This window comes from Microbispora sp. CSR-4, from assembly GCF_008033685.1.
Taxonomy (GTDB): domain Bacteria; phylum Actinomycetota; class Actinomycetes; order Streptosporangiales; family Streptosporangiaceae; genus Microbispora.
Genome location: NZ_VJVX01000005.1, coordinates 64,644 through 81,574, shown reverse-complemented (window position 1 = coordinate 81,574; position 16,931 = coordinate 64,644). Strand labels below are relative to the sequence as shown.

Genomic DNA, 16,931 nt, shown 5'->3' with positions numbered 1-16,931 from the left:
TGACGCCGGGCCGCGGGGCCCGGCGTCACGGCGTGATCTTGTAGATGTGCGAGGTGTACTCTGCCTCGAATGTGTCGGTGAACTGCCCTCCGGAGGAGATGGGCAGCGTCCGGTTCTCGAAGAGCACCTCGACCTTGCCCGCTCCAGCCAAAGCGGGAGGAAGGGTGAGCGTGTGCCGGCCGGCCTTGCTTCCGCGTCTCACCATGGCGAAGACGTAGTAAGAACCGTCGTGGCCTTTCAGCATGGTGTCCAGATCCGCGCAGAAGCCGAACTCGTACGACTGCGTGTTGAGCACCGGGGCAAGTTGCTTGATCTGCTGGTTCACCCGCGTCACCATGACCCTCGTCTCCGGTGAGCAGTCCCGGAGCGCGTGCTGACTGACGCAGGGTCCGCCGAAGTTGTGGTTGAAGTAGATGATCCCCCTGGCCTCGTGGATGAGGGAATTCATCACCGCGCCACGTATCTGCTCCGGCTTGATCGCCTTCACGCCGTTCGAGCCGGGCCACCCCACCTCGATGAAGGCGTAAATGGGCTGCCGTTTGCCGTCCTTGCCGTCCAGCCTGCGCTCCTTGTCGAGGAGCATGCCGTAGTCGGCCGCCACCGGGCACTCGTCCCGGGGCAGACGGAGGAAGTTCTCCGCCTCCTCGCACATCCCGAGGTCCGTGTACCAGTACATGTCCGTCGACATCACGTCCGTGTAGCCGTTGACGAACCTCTCCGCCTCGGCCTCCGACTCCCACATGGCCACGCCCTTGCCGTAGTTGGCATAGTGCATGCGCCCGTCGCCCCGTGGCAGCCGCTCCTTCAGCGTGCGCATCGCCGTGTAACCGCAGGGCGGCTTCTCCGGCTCGCAGGGCGGGCCTTCGCCCGTCACCTTGCCCGTCCACTTGCCGTCGCCTGGCCCGGCGAACATGTCGGCCTCGTCGGCGATGATCCATCCGACCGTCTCCCGGCCCGCACCGGGGAGTGGCTTACTGGTGATCGCCCACATGCCGTGTCTCCGCAGCAGGTCGGCGTTGCTGTTGGCGGTCAGCTCGACGTAGGTGTTGAGCCCCGCCGCCTTGTCGGTGACCACGTCCTTCTCGTCCACGACCGACTCGAACCAGACACCGATGGGAAAGAACGACGCATCCGTCCAACCCGCCTGAGCCGCAGCCGGGAAACGCTTGTAGTAGGCAGGCCCACCCTCCCAGGCAACCTTGGGGAGGACCAGCTCCGGAGGCTTCCTGTCCACGCTGGCGCTCACGACCAGGCACCCCAGCCCGATCGCACCCAGCACCACGGCGGCCCTGAGTGCGTTTCTCGTCCACCGGCTCGCGGCCATACCTCTCCCCACGTAACGGTATTCGTCGATGCCGAAGAAGTGCCCTGCACGAAGCTATCCGTGATTCGGCCGCCTGTCCCGGGATGTCTTCCTATTTGGAAGACGAGCCCGTCTCACGGACGCTTCTCCGCAAGCCTCATGAGCACGGCGGCGCGCGCGGACCAGCCAGCGTCGAGCACCGAAGCACGTAGCTGCTCGGGCGACGCCGGGAAACCCTCCGACAGGCTCTCCCGGATCGCCTTGACGAAAAGGTCGTGGCTGGTGGCCACTCTGACCCGGTCCGCGTAGGCGGCGAGCTCTCCGTAGTCCATGCTCACCACCGGCAGGCCGAGCGCCAGATACTCCTTCAGCTTGATCGGGTTCGAGTACCTGATCCACTCGTTGTCCAGCCACGGCATGATCGCCACATCGAAGCCCGAGCCGTAGGCGGGGACCTGCTCGTACGGCAGGAAGCCGAGCCAGTGAACGTTCGCATGCCCGGTGAGCCGGTCCATGGGACCATTGGCGTCGCCGATCAGCACCAACGAGACGTCGGGAAGCTCCTCGGCGACGCGCTCAAGCAGGGCGAAGTCCACGACGAAGTCGTCGAGCGCGCCGAAGAAGCCGACGCGCGGCCCGGGGATGGCCAGCAGGTCGGCGGGAAGCCGCTCCGGGGGGACGCGTCGGAAGTGCTCCAGATCGACGCCGTGGTCGAGGAAGTGTGCCCGGCCTCCCACCAGCGCCCGATCCTCGGCCATCAGCGTCCGGCTGACGTAGATCACCTGATCGGCGTGCCGCAGCAGTTCGCGCTCCATCGACTCGATGGCCTCGCCCGCCGACTCCGGAAAGGCCGAGTGCCGATCGGAGCGATTGAAGATCAGCGAGTGCCTCCGCATGGGTCGCACCACGTCCCAGGCCGTCGGCAAGGTCACCATGATCACCGGTCTGTGCAGGCCGAGGGCCAGGCAGACCGCTTTGACCTGGGCCCTCACGAGGGTGGCGTTCACCCACCTGCCCAGGCGTGAGCCGTACAGGGGAAGGGGCAGGGGCGACATCACGTAGAAGTCCGGCATCGGCCGTCTGATGAATTTCGCGACACTACGCAGCTTCCGGGCGATGCGCCGCGCCACGTGTGTGGATCGTCCGGGCATCGGCATCCGCATGCCGATGCTGTTGACGACGAGGACCCGGCGGTGGGCCGCCACCTGGCGCATGAGCTGGAAGTCGGAGTGCGCCCTGTTGTGGTACCACCAGTCCTGGGCGGAGAAGCAGACATACCCGCTGGGCGGCGCGGTGTGACCCGGCAAGGTGGGCCAGCGCCGCATCGTCAGCAATTCACGCAGGGCGGCACGGTGGCGCCGGCCTCTCGCCCCTCCTCTGCCGACCATGCGGACGGCCTCGTTGAGCATCACTCCGAGCCGCATCAGCTCGCCGCGCGGCCTTCCGTGCCTCTCCCTGTGGAGCCGCACCCGGTTGGCGGCGGCAAGGGTCCACAGCGGGCTTGAATTGGCCTGTTCACCGCCGAGATGAACGGCCACGGCGTCGGGCTCGTAACGTACGGCGAAACCACGCTCGCCGGCCCGCAGCATGTACTCGGTCTCCTCGGAGTAGAGGAAGTACCGCTCGTCGAGGGTGCCGATCGCGTCGACGCAGGCCCGCGAGACCAGCCACGCCGCGCCTGTCGCCCAGTCCGCGGTTCCCGCCCTGGTGTACTCCTCCGGGTCGACCACGAGTTCGCCCAGCCGCGATATCCGCCCGGCCCGGTAGCCGCCCAGGAGCGCCTCACCGAGGGCTCTGAGCACGGTGGGCCTACGGCGCAGTGAGAGGTGGAGCTCACCGTGCGCGTCGAGCAGCTTGGGTACGGCGATGCCCACGCCCGGCTCGGCGAGTGCCCGGCGCAGTGGTGCCACGGCTCCCGCCCCGAGCCTGATGTCGGCGTTCAGCACGAGCACGTCGCACCCCTCGGCGGCGGCGATGCCCGCGTTCACTCCGAACGCGAAGCCCCCGTTCCGTCCGGTCTCGATGAGCTCGACGCCTTGGCCGAAGGCACGCACCCGCTGCACGGTGTCGTCGGGCGAGTCGTTGTCGACCACGATGATCCTGGCGGGACCGGCCCCCTCCAGCGCCGGCGCGAGCGAGCGCAGGCACTCCTCGATGACCTGGCCGCTCGCGTAGGTGACGATGACGACCGCGAGAGTCATGTTCCAACCCTTCTTCCGTCAGGGCCGAGACCGGGGGCCTGCGAGCCGGGTGAGTGCGGCGGCGGTCAGCACCTTCAGCGCGAAGGGGAGGTCATGCCTGAGGTAGCGTCCGGCGAGACGCCGAGGTTCCAGCCAGAGGCGGTACAGCCACTCCCCGCCCATCCGCTGAACGCTCTCGGGCGCACGGCGGAACTGCCCCGCGGCCATGGGGATGCCCGCACCGCATCCGAGGTACCAGGCACCGGGCAAGCGGCCGCGGATCGCGGCGATGAGCCGCTCCTGCTTGGGAAAGCCGAGGCCGACGAGCACCAGATCAGGGGCTGCGGCCAGGACTCGGTCGACGGCTTCTCGCACCCCCTCGCTCGTGGTCTCGAACCCGAAGGGAGGCGCGTAGGTGCCGGCCACGCGCAGGCCCGGGTAACGCTCGACGAGCACTCGCGCCGCCTCGTCCGCGACTCCTCGCTCGCCGCCGAGGAGGAAGATCGAGCGGCCCTCGCGGGCGGCGCGCTCACTGAGGCTGAAAACGAGGGATGCGCCGGTCACCCTGCCGGGCAGCGGATGACCCGCCAGCCGGGCCGCCCAGACGACCGGCATTCCGTCGGCGACGACCAGGTCGGCCCCGTCGACGAGAGCGGCCAGTTCGGGATCGCGGGTGGCCAGACGGACGATGTCCACGTTGGCGGTGACGATCGAGCCACCCTCGTCCCGTTTCCAGGCCGAGGCCACGTGATCGGCGACGAAGGGCTCGTCGACGGCCATCACCTCCACGGCGCCCACTCGAAACCGCGAGATCTCCCCCGGCAACGGGGAATCCGTCGATGAGTCGGTCATGGAACAGCCACCGCGTCACTCGTCGCCTTCCTCTCCTCGTGCACGACCCGCAGCAATGCGCCTGCGACGCCGACGAGGAGGAAGGCCATGGCGTTCGTGGTCTCGAAGGAGTTCAGGTCGAAGGTGGCCGAGCCCACCAGAGGGATGACAAGCGAGGCGGCCAGGCTCAGGCCGAGATCTCGGATCGAGCGGTCGTCCGACAGCCGCCTGGCCCGCAGGGCGGACCAGATCGCGGTCAGGAAGAGCCCGACGAAGACGAGAATGCCGAGAGCACCGCCCTGCACGGCCGTGAGCAGGTATTGGTTGTCGAAGACCTGGTAGTACGGGGGATACCACGTGCCGTAGCCACGGCCGAGCAGCGGATGCAGGACGAACTCGGCGAATGCCGTGCTGTAGTCGTTGGTCCGGTAGCGGAGGCTCCAGTCGTTGTCCAGGTTGCCGAAGAGCGACGTGATCGCGCCGAGCAGGCCGGGCACCGCGATCCGGACCACCACGAGGAATCCGGCGAAGACGAGAAGCGCCCGCCAGCGCCGGGCCGCCGGCCACCCGACCAGGAGGACCGCCCCTCCTACCAGGAGTCCGAGCACGGTCGAACGCGAGGCGGAGAAGAGCATCCCGGCCGCGACCAGGAGGCAGCACAACCACCAGCGCAGCGAGGGCAGCCGGCGCTCGCGGGCGTCGAGCGCGTAGTGCAGCGCGAGCGGCAGGACTATCGCGCTCACGACGCCGAACTCGATGGGGTGGCTCGTGGTGGAGGCGACCCGGTTGAGACCGTTTCTGACGAGGATGGTGGGCTCGGTCCCCCTGATGCGGGTTCCCGGCAGGTTCATGTACTCGGTCAGGTCGAAGGAGAACAGATACTGGGCGGCACCGATGGCACCGATGATCGCGCCGCAGACCACGATGGCCTTGAGCACGAGGTCCAGGCGGTCGCGGCCGCGGACGCCGTCGCACGCCAGCAGGGCGATGCCGACGAACGCGAGCGCGATGACGGCGACGTGGTCCGCCAGCTCCAGTTCCCGCTCGGGCAGGTAGCCCGCCGCGGAGTAGGCGTAGGTGATCAGGTAGGCGACGGCGTAGAGGTATATCGCCGTGCGGACCGGTGTGAACCCCTTGGCCGCGCCCAGGGAATCCGTCAGGTGGGCGCAGAACCACCACACGACCGCGACCAGGCCGACGGCCTCCGCGGGGGTGAGGGCGAACGGGACGCCTTTGAGCACCAGCCGGGCGGGTACGAGCATGAGGATCATGACGAACAGGGCCGCGATCGTGGCTCCATCCGCCCCGCGGCGTCCGGAAGGCTCGACGGCCTCCGCGGTGAGTCCCGCGCTCACCGCTGAAGCACTGACCGCTCGGCGGGCAGCCAATCGGCCTCCGTAGGGGGACGGCTTCGTGAGGCCGCGCGCCTCCGTGACGCCGCCGCGAGGCTCTCGGCCATGAACGCGCTCGACAGGGCGGCGATCCCCCCGAGCACGAGGACGGCCGCCGTGGTGCGGGTCCGCTCGCTGCGCTCCGAGATGGGCGCCGTGGGCGCGACCATCTCCGCCATGACGATGAAGGTCACCGGCGGAGCCTTCAGTTGCCGCTGGCGCTTGTCCAACTCGATTTTGGCACGTTCCGCGACCTTGACGACGATCTTCCGGGCCTCCTCCGGATGCACGCTCCTGCCCTGTATGAACACGAAGGGCGAGCTGAAGAGCAACTCCGGGTTCGAACTCCCGTTGTTCACCTCGTAGGTGGTCTCCCCTCCGCGGGGAGCGCCCAGTGCGGTCCGCACCTCCGAGGTGCCGAGCACCTGGACGATGATCGAGGCCGCCATGTTCAGCCCGCCGTCGAAGTTGAGCATGGGATTGGCCTGCTGTACGCGCGCGTTCGGGTCTCCGGGCTTGACCGGCCCTGTCGTCGGGACGGTGAGGGTGAGCACGCTCTGCGAGATGTACTGCGGTGGGATGCTGACGTACACGAGGTAGGACCCGCCGAACGCCGCGAGCAGGGCCGGAATCGCGACGTACCATCGCCGCAGTACGACTCCGATGGCCCGCCAGAAGTCCAACACGCCCCCCGAATGAATCCGCCGACAATCCCTAAAGGAATCGGCCCGCTGATCCGCGGCGTTACCCTCGATTCGTAACAAGTGATCCGCCGGCCGCGATATGCGCAGGTGAACACCCTGGCTGTAATCACGCCCAGCTACGGGCCGGACGCTGTTTTCTTCGCCGACCTGCATGAATCAGTCCTCGAGTTCACTCCCAGTGACACCGTCCACCATGTGATCGTGCCCCGGGCCGACCGGCATCTGTTCGCCAGGTACGCGGGACCGCGCTGCCGTATCCGAGTGGTGAACGAGTTCATCCCCCGGCGTTTCCTCAAAGTGCCACGCCTCGGGTTGTGGGCGAACCTCCTGCGGCCGTGGCCACCTGTGCGCGGATGGGTCATGCAACAGATCATCAAGCTGGCCGCGACGGCCTCGTCGGACGCGGACGTGGTCCTGGTGGCGGATTCGGACGTCGTGCTCGTCCGGCCGACCGACGCGAGCCGCGCCTTCGTGGACGGCGGGTTCCTGCTGCACCGTCTGGAGAACGGCGTGCTGCCGGGAATGGACCGACACGTCGTATGGCACCAGACCGCGAGAAAGCTGCTCAAGCTCCCGCCGGCGCCCGGGCCTCCGCTGCCCGACTACATGAGCCCGCTGACGTTCTGGGACCCGGCGAACGTGCGGGCGCTCCAGCGGCACCTCACCGAGACGACCGGCCGCCACTGGGCCGACGCGTTCGGCTCCCACCTCCACGTCTCCGAATTCATGCTTTACGGCGTCTTCGTCGACGAGGTGCTCTGCGCCTCAGGCGTTCGCCCGCCGTCCGACACGACGATCTGCCACAAGAGCCCCGACGAGTCGCCCATGACCATGGAGAGCGCCGCCGCGTTCGTCGACCGGCTGCCCCCCACGGCGATGGGCGTGCTGATCTCCTCGAAGTCGGGAACACCGCATGAGGTGAGGCAGGCGGCCATCAAACGATGCCGAGAGGTCGCCGCCGGTTAGTACTGCGGTCGCGGGCGGGGTGCCGTGGCGCCGGCAGCGACGCTCACCGGGTCCTTCCCGGTGAGCGGTGGGGCTCAGGAACCGTTCTCGTCCGCTCCCGGCCGCTTGCCGTCCTTGGAACCGTTGGGAACGAACTCGACCCTCTCGAAGGCGATGGTGTCCTCGCTGCTCCACCAGTCTTCGGGTTCGTCCTCTTCGCTCTCGTCGGCCACGAGAACGACGTGCTTGTCCTCTTTGTCGCCCGTATCGGCCGCGGCCACCTGCTTCGGCTCCTCGGTCAGGACAGGCGAGGGGCCGGTGACGGCGTCGGCCGGCCAGACGGCCACCGGTGGTTCTGGCGACGCGGATACGGGCGCCACGGCCGACGCGGTTCCGGCCGCACCGGAGCGTGCGGTCCGCCGGTTCCGTCCGGCGTACGCCAGGCCGAGCGTGATGACCAGAGCGGCCAGGAAGGCGCCGGCCGCCCCCTGGAACTTGTCTGTCAGGATCTCCTTGGGCTCCTGCACGGCCACGCGGTTCATCGCGATGTAGGTGCCGGCGGGCGCGCCGAGCGCCCGCTGTTCCTTGATCAGTTCGTCGCGCATGCGCCGCTCCACCCGCGTCATCATGTCCGACACGGCCGCACGGCTGTTGCTGGTTACGGAGATGAGGACGAAGGGGCCGTTGGAGACGATCCCCATCAGTTCCGCGTTGGACCGGCCGTCGTCGACCACCAGCTTGGTGGGGCTGTCGTCGGTGATCCCCAGCTCCTGCAGGGCCGAGGAGCTGTTCATCTTGACGATCAGGATGCCCGCCACGGTTCGCAGGCTGTCGTTGTACTGGAGCAGGGGATTGGTGAGACCCTCCGGCCTGTCGGGGTCGAACGAGAGCGTGCCACCGGACGGAGGCGCGAAGAAGGCCAGCGACGTGCTCGCCTTGTAGCGAGTGGGGATCAGGAGGAAGGCGGTGACGGCCAGCGACAATGACAGGACGATTGCTACCGGACCCACGATCTTATGCCGCAGAAGGCTGAGAATAATGCGCCAGAATGCCATACTTTCCCTCTCGCCCCCGCCGTAATACAAGGCCCCAGCCCCGCAGGGGCATGCAGATCTAGATCGGAGCCCGGCGCTTCCACGTTACGTTTCCCCTGCCACACCGTCCACCCCGCGGAAGTCCCGGGCGAATGCGCTGCGTCCGTGCATCGAGTAGGCAAGACTCTAGGGTGCTCCCCGATACGTGAAATCCTCCGGAGGCTGACACGATGACCGCCGACGCTGTCGCGCCCCAGGCGCATCCGGCTCCCTCACTGGCCGGCCGGGCGGCTCCAGAGATCGGCATCGGGCTCTGCGTCTACAACGGTGAGCCTTACCTCTCGGGATCCCTGGCCTCGATCCTGGCGCAGGACGGCGATTTCGACCTCGTGATCGCGGACAACTGCTCGACCGACGCGACCGAGGAGATCTGCCGGGAGGCGGCAAGGAAGGATCCGCGGGTTCGCTACATACGTCGCGATCGCAACCTCGGGGTCATCGCCAACCACAACCAGATCGTCCACGAGACGCGGGGCGAGTTCTTCTCCTTCGCCTCCTCCGACGACGAGTACCGCGAGGACCGCCTGACCCTGCTCGCCGCGGCGCTGCGCGCGGTCCCCGACGCCTCCATCGCCTTTTCCGGCGCTGAGGAGATCGACGCCGACGGCGAACTCATCAAGCTCTGGCGCAACACCGCGCCGACCGACCATCCCGACCCGGTGCGGCGCCTCCACAGCAAGCTCGTCCACTACGACGAGACTCTGCAGTTCTACGGGCTCATGCGCCGCTCACTCCTGGAACGCGCGCTACCGCTCCAGCCCATCGTGGCCTGCGATCGGGTGCTGATCGCGCAGATGGCGCTGCTCGGCCCCATGGTGGCCGTGGACGATCCGCTGCTGCGGCATCGCAACCACGCCAAGAGCGTGAGCAGGGCCAACCATGCGCGGGCTTTCCGCAAGCGTGAGAAGCCCGAGGAGAACTCCCGCTTCTTCCTGCCCAACGTGGCCGAGGGGGCGGCGCTCGCGCGTGCGATCCGCCACACCCCGCTCAGCCCCGGCGACCGGCTCCGCGCCTATGCCGCCCTCTCCCCGTGGCTTCGGCGCAACGCCGTCCCGATGGCCCGTAACGTGGCCCACGTCGCCGTCGGGCTCGTCCGGGGGCGAGCGGAGTAGCGGTCAGCTCGTCGCCAGCACCCGCATCTCCCTGAAGCGGGACGAGGAGATGCCCGTGGCGACGTAGACGAGCAGGCCCGCGCTTCCGGCGGCCGCCAACTGCACCAGCGGGATCGCCCCCGATGTCGCCCTCAGGGCCAGCCAGGCGACCACGCCGGCGGCGAGCCCTCCGATCAACGGCCGAACGGACGCGAAACCGATCGGCGCCACCGGCACCCCGATGCGACGCAGGAAGAGCGCTCCCATCGGGACGGTGAGCAGGAGGCCCACAAGAGCGTGGGCGATGGCCACCCCGCGTATCCCGCCGATGTGCGCGCCGGCCCACAGGGCGGGGATCAGCACCACCGCCCAGCACAGGTTCATGATCGCGATGCTCTTGGTGGCGCCCACGGAGGTGAGGACGTCGAAAACGGTGCCGGAGAGCATCCGCACCGCCATCGACACCATCAGGAAGGAGAGCGCGGCGGCGGAGGGCAGCCAGCGCTCGCCGTACAGGAATGGCACGATCGCCGGGGCGAGCACGCCGACCAGGACGGCCACCGGAACCACAAGAATGACGACCATCGGAATGATCTGCTGCACTTTGGCGGACAACTCTTCGGGACGTTGGTCGGCGACACGCGAGAAGCCCGGCAGCGTCACATGACGGAGGGCTTCTCCGACGAGCCCGGGCACCCAGTTGGAGATGTTCAACGCGAGCGTGTAGAAGCCGAGGACGGTGGCGCCGTAGACCGCGCCGACGATGACGGTGTCGGCGTTGAGCAGCAGGGCCTCGACGCCGAGGCTGGCCGCCAGGGGGAGTCCGAAGCGCAGGAGCTTGACGACGACCTCGCGGCGCAGGCCGAACCTGATGGGCTCCCTCGCCCATGCGATCATCAGGACACCGGCGAGCAGGGAGGAGGAGATGGCTCCGCCCGCGAAGCTGAACGCCCCCGCGCCCGCCGCGGCCATCCCCACGGCCACCGGCACCTGCACCACCATGCCGGCCATGTTCGCCTTCGCGATCTTTCCCTGCTGGAACCTCCGCAGCAGCACTGCACTGCGTACGCCGACGAAGCCGTCGATGACGATGAGGACGGCGAGCATGCGCACCATGCCCTCGGCCCGGGGGTTGCCCGCGACTGTGGCGAAGTACGGCGCGAACAGCCACAGCAGGCCGTACACGGTCAGGCTGAACGTCAGGACCATCGTCGTCGCCGTCGGCAGGACATCCTCGATCTTGCCGCGCCACTGGACGATGGCGGCGACGATCCCGGCGTCGTTGACGTGCCAGAGGAACTGCTGAGCCGCCAGGGCGACCGCGTAGACGCCGAAATCGGAGGGCGCCAGGAGCCTGGCCAGAATCAGGCTCATCGCGAAGGAGCCGACTTTGGTGGCCACCCTCGCCAGCAGACCCCAGCGAAGGCCCAGTCCCGCCGAACCGGCGCGATCGCTCTCATTCTCCGGCATGCGTCGTTCTCCTCACTTCTCACCGATCCGTTCCAGCCAGATCTCCCGCCAGAACGGCAGGTGTCCTCTGGGGCAGTTGAGGCTGTGCGTGCCCGGACAGACGAAGTCGTCGAGCAGGATGCAGGGCGTCTTCATCTCCAGCATTCGGCCCGACGCTTCGTCCACACACCGCTCGACTTTGCCGAGCACGCGGGACTCCCGGCCGCAGAAGCGGGTGAGCCCTTCGTCGAACGCCATCCCCCTGTTGCGCAGTTGCTCGTTGAGGGTCGCGGCGATCTCCGCCTTCGATCTGACCCTGACCCGGTCACCTGGCCGCAGTCCGAGATCGGCGACGGGAGTCGGACCGACGGCCGTTCCCTTGAAGAAGCCCCACTCCAGCCCTTCCTTGATCCACAGCCGCTTGGGAAGGACCCGCCTGCTCTTTGCCTGGAACCGGTCGAACAGACCGATGAAGAGACCCTTCATGGTCTCGCCGACGCTCGAGTTACCGGAGCGCACATCCCAGACGAACTGGCGCATGTCCTTCAGCGGCAGGACCTGGGGGGCGGCCCGCAGAATCTCCGTCGCCTGGCAGGAGTAGCGGGGCGCCCCGTCCGGGAACGGCTCCTTCGTGGTGGCGCGCTCCAGAATTTCCACGTCCACCGGCACAGGCGAGGGATCCGGTTCCGGATCCTGAGGGGTGACCTTCCTGATCCACGCCGTCTTCCAGTACAACAGGCAGGCGGTCTGGCAGCCCCCGTGCGCGCTGCCGTCGCATCGTGAGCCCGTCAGATGGACGGCGTCGGTCATGCGCCGCAGCCCCGTCCGCTCGATCGTGTCACAAAGCTTGTGAGCGACCTTGTAGACGCTCATCCTCCGGCCGCAGAACTTCAGCATCTCCGGCATGAACGGGAGGCCGTCAAGCTCGCCGTTCTCGTCGAGCGTGGCGAGGATCTCCTCCGCACTGCGCACCTCGACCAAATCACCCACAACGAAGTTCACGCTCTCTCCTCCAACAGGGCGGCCTCCTCAAGGGCCGCGGCGGCCGCGCGGATGACCGCGAACGGGATTCCCGATCGCTCCGCGATGTCCAAAAGGCTGTGCTCTCCGTCGGAGAGGTTCAGCACCCACAGAATCGCCATCTGGTACTGCCGGTGATCGGTGTGCGTAACCGGCGACTTGTACAGTCCCCGCGGCCCGAGGCGAGGCTCGCCGTAGGGCTGCAGGTTGACATAGGCGCGGTCACCCTCGATCACCTGAACGATCTCCTCCATCACCGCCAGGGTGTCGGCCATGGCATGGGCGGTGACGAAGCCGGGATCGTCCGCCGAGGTGTGATACTCGGGAAATTCCTCGTTCGGCGTCCGGGTGAGCAGGCCGATGGGCAGGTCGAAACCCGGCGAGCAGAACTGCCGCTCGTCGTAGCCGAAGGGGACGAAATCGATGACGGTGTGCTCCCGGGTGCTCAGAACGTGCGCCGCCACCCTGTCGATCGCCGCGTTCCCCCTACGGCTGCGCTTGTACCGGAAAGGCCCCGGGTCCCCTGCGCACGCGAGGACGAGCCCGTGTTCGACCCTGCCCACACCCTCTCTGTTGCGAGCCAGCCACGTGATCGCCCCGATCGTGGCGGGCGCGAAAAGGAAGCGATAGGTGTGGCGCGGCCTGGTCTCGGCGAGGCGCTCGGCGAGCTCGACCGCCACGGCTATGCCCGCGAGCGTCTCGTTGGCCAGCGCGGGATGACATGTGTGCAGGCTGATGAGGACCTCGTCGTGGCCGCTGCCCGGGATGACGTGCTCGCCGTACGTGAGATGCCCGTCGGCCAGCGTGGAGTCGATCAGCACCTCGTAGGGTCCTTCGTCCAGCCCGTCCAGCGTCTTCTGGCTCAGGCAGAAGCCCCAGGTCTCACCCTCGTAGTCGGTTCTGTAGGGCACCAGTTCGGGTTTGTCCGGGAGCGTATGGAGATGGGGTCTCAGCTCTTCCAGGCGCATGACAGCCGACACCGGCAGGCTGTAGCCGACCACGTGCAGGGGAGACGCGTGGAAGTCCACGACCCGCCGCCCCGCCGGGTCCTTGATATAGGCGTCCCTGATGTTCCACTCACGCGGCACCACCCAGTCGAGGACCCGCGTACCGGTAGGCACCTCGTGGATCTCCAGCGGGATGCGCTCCCCGATGATCTCCAGGGTCCGGCGCACTCCGTCGCCCGTTCTGCTGCGGCAGAGGGGATGCAGCCGCGTCACAAGAGCGTGCATCCGCTCTCCGGGGCTCACGGACGCAACCCGCCGTCGATCGTCCCCGCCTCACGCCGCGCGGCGAGCCAGGCCAGACGCGTGAAGCGATGGTCGAAACCGTGCTGGGTCAGGCCACACCTCCGGTAGGCGTCGACCAACTCGGCCGCGCCGGCCCGAACCGTCCATTTGGCGTGATAGCCGGGCAGCGCCTCGCGAAGACGCGAGAAGCCGACGCGGTAGGAGCGCGGATCGGCTCCAGCCTCGCCTGTGATCTCCAGCTCCGAGCCCGGCACAGCCGACACCACTTCCGCGGCGATCTGCGCCACGGTCACGTTGTTCTCCTCCGTGCCGACGTTGAAGGCTTTGGCGTGCACGGCTTCCCGCGGCGCTTCCAGCGCCAGCGCGAAGGCCTGCGCTATGTCCTCGGCATGGACCAGCGGACGCCACGGGGTGCCGTCGGAGAGCACTTTCACGGTTCCGGTCAGCAGCGCGTGCCCCACCAGGTTGTTGAGAACGATGTCCGCGCGGAGCCTGGGCGAGAAGCCGAAGGCGGTCGCGTTGCGCAGGAACACCGGGGTGAAGTCGGCGTCCGCCAGAGCGACGAGGTCCTCCTCCACCCGCACCTTCGACACGGCGTACGGCGTGACGGGCCGCAACGGAGCGTCCTCTCCCACCAGTTCGTCTCCGCCCGAGGCTCCGTACACCGAGCAGGTGGAGGCGTAGAGGAAGCGCTTGACGCCCGCGTCCCGCGCCAGGCGCGCGAGGCGCACGGAGGCACGGTGGTTGATGTCGTAGGTCAGTTCGGGCTCGAGCGCACCGAGCGGGTCGTTGGAGAGCGCCGCGAGGTGGACCACGGCGTCGAAGCCCTCCACGTGCTCGGGGCGGGCGTCCCGCAGGTCGACGGCGAATCCGGGAGGGTCCGCGGGGGCGGGACCCAGGACGCAGTCGGCGAACAGACCCGAGTCGAGCCCGACCACCTCATGACCGGCCGCCGACAGAACCGGGCCCATCACGGTGCCGAGATAGCCTTGATGGCCAGTCAGAAGAACGCGCACGATGTCTCTCCCTGTCAGACGCCTATGACGATCTTGTCGCTGTGGAATGCCTCGGCATAGCGGGTCCGGCTCTGGATTCCCCTGAGCCTGGCCAGGCCGTGGAAAGCCTCGGAGTCGAACCAGTCCCGATCCCTTTGCGAGGGGTAGTGCCGGTGGAGCAGTTCGATCTTCTCCCGCAGCGACTCCTCCGCCAACGGCAGGAAGACGTTCGGCTGGGCCAGATCCGACTCCCACTTGAGGATCTCGTAGCCGAGCACGAGCACCCCGCGGAAGACCGTGGGCGCGAGCCTGGCCAGGCCCCGATGGTCCTGATGCGCGTCGTGCGGAGCGGGTGCGAGAACCAGGTCGGGAGTGGCTCCGTCGCGCAGCGCGTGCAGGGCGTCCTTGGCCCGGTCCCAGTGCGCTGGCAGGCGCCCGTCGGGTACGTCCAGAACAGTCACCTCGAGATCCGCTTTCGGGCAGAAGGAGGCCAGCGCCGCCCGCTCCTCCTTCTCGCGAACGGTGCCCGCGCCCGACAGCACGAGTGCGCGCACCCGAAGCCCCGGTCTGGCCCGGCACAACTGCAGAAGGCTCCCGCCCGCGCCGATCGGAATGTCGTCACAGTGCGCGCCGAGGAGGACGATCTCCTCACACGGTTCAGGGATGAGCCGCAAGATCCCGCTTCTCCTCCCACAGCGCCCACGGCCGCTCGCCTCTGGCGTACTCCTCGTCCAGTTGGGCACGCTCCTTGACCGTGTCGGTGGGCCGCCAGAATCCCCGATAGGGGAAGCCGAGAAGCCTGCCTCGCTTGGCCAGTGCGACACAGCCGTCAGCCACCAGATCGCCTCCCGGCGGGATGTGATCGAAGACCTCCTGACGGAGGACGAAGTAGCCGCCGTTGATCCACAACGGCATCTCGACGACGGGCGTGATGTTGTCGACCGTCCCTTGCTCGCCCAACTGGACGCAGTGGAACGTGCCCGGCGGCGGCACGACCATCATCGAGCCCCCCGCGTCGGATGCCGCGAAGCGGTTGATCATCTCGTCCAGCGGTGCGTCCGTGAGCACGTCCGCGTAGTTCGCCAGGAACATCTCCTCGCCTTCGACGTGCTCGCGCACCCGCCGCAGCCTCTCGCCGATGGCCGAGTCGGTGCCCGTGTGGATGAAGGAGATCGACCAGTCGGATATGTCGGTGGAGAGCAACTCGACCCTGCCGCCCCGCAGTACGAAATCGTTGGAGGCGGTCTCCTGGTAGTCGAGGAAGAAGTTCTTGATGTGCTCGGCGCCGTAGCCCAGGCAGAGGACGAACTCGTTGTGCCCGTGATGCGCGTAATAGCGCATCACGTGCCAGATAAGTGGTCTCGGCCCGACTGGCTGCATGGGCTTCGGCAGGTCGAAGTCGCCGCCGCGCATCCGGGAGCCGCGCCCGCCGCAGAAGAGGACGACCTTCATGAGACGACCTCCAGCCGGGGAATGGGGAAGACCAGGCGGCCTCCCCAGTCGCGAACGTGGGCCAGCTGCTCGGTGATCTCCGCGCGGAGGTTCCACGGGAGCACGAGCACGTAGTCGGGCCGGTCCTGCGCGATCCGCTCCGGCGGCAGGATGGGGATCCGGGTGCCGGGAGTGAACCTGCCGTGCTTGTACGGGTTGCGGTCCACCGTGTACGGCAGCAGGTCCGGGCGGATGCCGCAGTGGTTGAGCAGCGTGTTCCCCTTGCCGGGCGCGCCGTAGCCGACGACCGTCCGGCCCTCCTCGGCCGCTCGGATGAGGAAGGCCAGCAGGTCGCGCCGCACCCGGGCCACCCGGGCGGCGAACTCGGCGTACCCGGAAAGCTCGTGCAGGCCCGCGGCCTTCTCCCTGGCCAGCAGGTCGGCCACCCGTGGGCCCGGCTCACCCGCCGCCTCGACCGGCCGCGCCCACAGCCGGATCGAGCCGCCGTGGGTCGGCAGCGACTCGACGTCCACGAGGGCCAGCCCGCCGCTCGCCAGGGCCCGCATCGCGGAGGCGACCGTGTAGTACTGGAAGTGCTCGTGGTAGATGGTGTCGTACTGCGTGCCCTCGATCAGGGTGAGCAGGTGCTGCACCTCGATCGACACCCAGCCGTCGTCGGCGACCAGGGCGCGCAGCCCCTGGGTGAAGCCGATGACGTCGGGGATGTGGGCGTACACGTTGTTGGCGACGACGAGATCGGCCGGGCCGTGCTCCTCCCGTACGGCGGCGCCGGTCTCCGGGGTGAGGAAGGCCGTGAGGGTCGGCACCCCGGCGTCCTTCGCCGCCTGACCGACGTTGGCGGACGGCTCGATCCCGAGGCAGCGGATGCCGCGTTCCACGACGTGGCGCAGCAGGTAACCGTCGTTGCTGGCCACCTCGACCACGAACGAGCTCCCGGACAGCCCCAGTCGCTCGGCGGCGCCTGTCACGAACCGGCGGGCGTGCTCCACCCAGGACGTCGAATATGAGGAGAAATAGGCATATTCGGTGAATGTCTCCTCAGGCGTGATCAGAGGAGGGATTTGCGCCAGCAGACAGCCGGTACACAAACGCAGATGCAAGGGGTAGGTGTTTTCCGGCTCGTCGAGCTGTTCCCGGGTGAGGAATCGCTCGCAGGGGGGCGTCGCGCCGAGATCGACGATGCTCGCCAGCGCCGCCGAACCGCATAAGCGGCACGTTGTCATCAA

15 protein-coding genes are annotated in these 16,931 nt (G+C 68.1%); 2 read left to right on the top strand and 13 right to left on the bottom strand.

What is annotated here, in order from left to right; genetic code table 11:
* Window positions 1-25: 25 nt before the first annotated feature.
* From FLV34_RS07210 to FLV34_RS07190, 5 genes are all read right to left on the bottom strand, one after another.
* On the bottom strand, window positions 26-1,324 hold the full coding sequence (locus tag FLV34_RS07210) for a hypothetical protein (protein WP_147942672.1): 1,299 nt from the start codon (window positions 1,322-1,324) through the stop codon (window positions 26-28).
* A 113-nt stretch (window positions 1,325-1,437) separates the two neighbouring features.
* Window positions 1,438-3,504, bottom strand: a complete 2,067-nt coding sequence (locus tag FLV34_RS07205; protein ID WP_147942671.1) for a glycosyltransferase — start codon at window positions 3,502-3,504, stop codon at window positions 1,438-1,440.
* A gap of 18 nt (window positions 3,505-3,522) precedes the next feature.
* The gene (locus FLV34_RS07200) at window positions 3,523-4,335 is read right to left on the bottom strand and encodes a WecB/TagA/CpsF family glycosyltransferase (protein WP_147942670.1); all 813 of its coding nucleotides are present in this window, start codon (window positions 4,333-4,335) and stop codon (window positions 3,523-3,525) included.
* Window positions 4,332-5,669 (bottom strand): O-antigen ligase, encoded by a 1,338-nt coding sequence (locus FLV34_RS07195; protein ID WP_261985687.1) that lies wholly within the window; start codon window positions 5,667-5,669, stop codon window positions 4,332-4,334. Before FLV34_RS07195 ends, FLV34_RS07200 begins: the two co-directional genes overlap by 4 nt.
* Window positions 5,666-6,391: a hypothetical protein gene (locus FLV34_RS07190; protein ID WP_147942669.1), complete on the bottom strand. Its 726-nt coding sequence runs from the start codon at window positions 6,389-6,391 to the stop codon at window positions 5,666-5,668. Before FLV34_RS07190 ends, FLV34_RS07195 begins: the two co-directional genes overlap by 4 nt.
* Window positions 6,392-6,469: 78 nt before the next feature.
* Here FLV34_RS07190 and FLV34_RS07185 point away from each other — a divergent pair, with 78 nt between their 5' ends.
* Window positions 6,470-7,375, top strand: a complete 906-nt coding sequence (locus FLV34_RS07185; protein WP_315985139.1) for a DUF6492 family protein — start codon at window positions 6,470-6,472, stop codon at window positions 7,373-7,375.
* Between the two features lie 74 nt (window positions 7,376-7,449).
* Here the strand turns inward: FLV34_RS07185 and FLV34_RS07180 are convergent, their stop codons facing one another.
* On the bottom strand, window positions 7,450-8,409 hold the full coding sequence (locus FLV34_RS07180; protein WP_147942667.1) for a hypothetical protein: 960 nt from the start codon (window positions 8,407-8,409) through the stop codon (window positions 7,450-7,452).
* Between the two features lie 209 nt (window positions 8,410-8,618).
* Here FLV34_RS07180 and FLV34_RS07175 point away from each other — a divergent pair, with 209 nt between their 5' ends.
* Window positions 8,619-9,560, top strand: coding sequence for a glycosyltransferase (locus tag FLV34_RS07175; RefSeq protein WP_147942666.1), 942 nt, complete (start codon window positions 8,619-8,621; stop codon window positions 9,558-9,560).
* A gap of 3 nt (window positions 9,561-9,563) precedes the next feature.
* On the opposite strand, the gene FLV34_RS07170 is transcribed toward FLV34_RS07175, so the two are convergent.
* From FLV34_RS07170 to FLV34_RS07140, 7 genes are read right to left on the bottom strand one after another with little or no spacing between them, the layout of a single operon-like run.
* Complete coding sequence (locus FLV34_RS07170) at window positions 9,564-11,009, bottom strand: oligosaccharide flippase family protein (protein WP_147942665.1); 1,446 nt, start codon at window positions 11,007-11,009, stop codon at window positions 9,564-9,566.
* Window positions 11,010-11,021: 12 nt separating this feature from the next.
* Window positions 11,022-11,990 (bottom strand): hypothetical protein, encoded by a 969-nt coding sequence (locus FLV34_RS07165; protein WP_147942664.1) that lies wholly within the window; start codon window positions 11,988-11,990, stop codon window positions 11,022-11,024.
* Window positions 11,987-13,240, bottom strand: a complete 1,254-nt coding sequence (locus FLV34_RS07160) for a DUF4910 domain-containing protein (RefSeq protein ID WP_147942663.1) — start codon at window positions 13,238-13,240, stop codon at window positions 11,987-11,989. The genes FLV34_RS07165 and FLV34_RS07160 overlap by 4 nt, the downstream gene beginning before the upstream one ends.
* Before the next feature lie 14 nt (window positions 13,241-13,254).
* Complete coding sequence (locus FLV34_RS07155) at window positions 13,255-14,274, bottom strand: NAD(P)-dependent oxidoreductase (RefSeq protein WP_147942662.1); 1,020 nt, start codon at window positions 14,272-14,274, stop codon at window positions 13,255-13,257.
* A gap of 14 nt (window positions 14,275-14,288) precedes the next feature.
* Complete coding sequence (locus FLV34_RS07150) at window positions 14,289-14,927, bottom strand: PIG-L deacetylase family protein (RefSeq protein WP_261985686.1); 639 nt, start codon at window positions 14,925-14,927, stop codon at window positions 14,289-14,291.
* The gene (locus tag FLV34_RS07145; RefSeq protein WP_147942661.1) at window positions 14,911-15,705 is read right to left on the bottom strand and encodes a sugar phosphate nucleotidyltransferase; all 795 of its coding nucleotides are present in this window, start codon (window positions 15,703-15,705) and stop codon (window positions 14,911-14,913) included. The genes FLV34_RS07150 and FLV34_RS07145 overlap by 17 nt, the downstream gene beginning before the upstream one ends.
* Window positions 15,702-16,928, bottom strand: a complete 1,227-nt coding sequence (locus FLV34_RS07140) for a class I SAM-dependent methyltransferase (protein WP_147942660.1) — start codon at window positions 16,926-16,928, stop codon at window positions 15,702-15,704. The genes FLV34_RS07145 and FLV34_RS07140 overlap by 4 nt, the downstream gene beginning before the upstream one ends.
* Between the last annotated feature and the right edge of the window lie 3 nt (window positions 16,929-16,931).

Bases quoted from the DNA above. Each gene is read 5' to 3' on its own strand.
- FLV34_RS07175 (WP_147942666.1), top strand. From the start codon at position 8,619: ATGACCGCCGACGCTGTCGCGCCCCAGGCGCATCCGGCTCCCTCACTG.
- FLV34_RS07210 (WP_147942672.1), bottom strand. From the start codon at position 1,324: ATGGCCGCGAGCCGGTGGACGAGAAACGCACTCAGGGCCGCCGTGGTG.
- FLV34_RS07180 (WP_147942667.1), bottom strand. From the start codon at position 8,409: ATGGCATTCTGGCGCATTATTCTCAGCCTTCTGCGGCATAAGATCGTG.
- FLV34_RS07200 (WP_147942670.1), bottom strand. From the start codon at position 4,335: ATGACCGACTCATCGACGGATTCCCCGTTGCCGGGGGAGATCTCGCGG.
- FLV34_RS07140 (WP_147942660.1), bottom strand. From the start codon at position 16,928: ATGACAACGTGCCGCTTATGCGGTTCGGCGGCGCTGGCGAGCATCGTC.
- FLV34_RS07160 (WP_147942663.1), bottom strand. From the start codon at position 13,240: ATGCACGCTCTTGTGACGCGGCTGCATCCCCTCTGCCGCAGCAGAACG.
- FLV34_RS07145 (WP_147942661.1), bottom strand. From the start codon at position 15,705: ATGAAGGTCGTCCTCTTCTGCGGCGGGCGCGGCTCCCGGATGCGCGGC.
- FLV34_RS07205 (WP_147942671.1), bottom strand. From the start codon at position 3,504: ATGACTCTCGCGGTCGTCATCGTCACCTACGCGAGCGGCCAGGTCATC.
- FLV34_RS07170 (WP_147942665.1), bottom strand. From the start codon at position 11,009: ATGCCGGAGAATGAGAGCGATCGCGCCGGTTCGGCGGGACTGGGCCTT.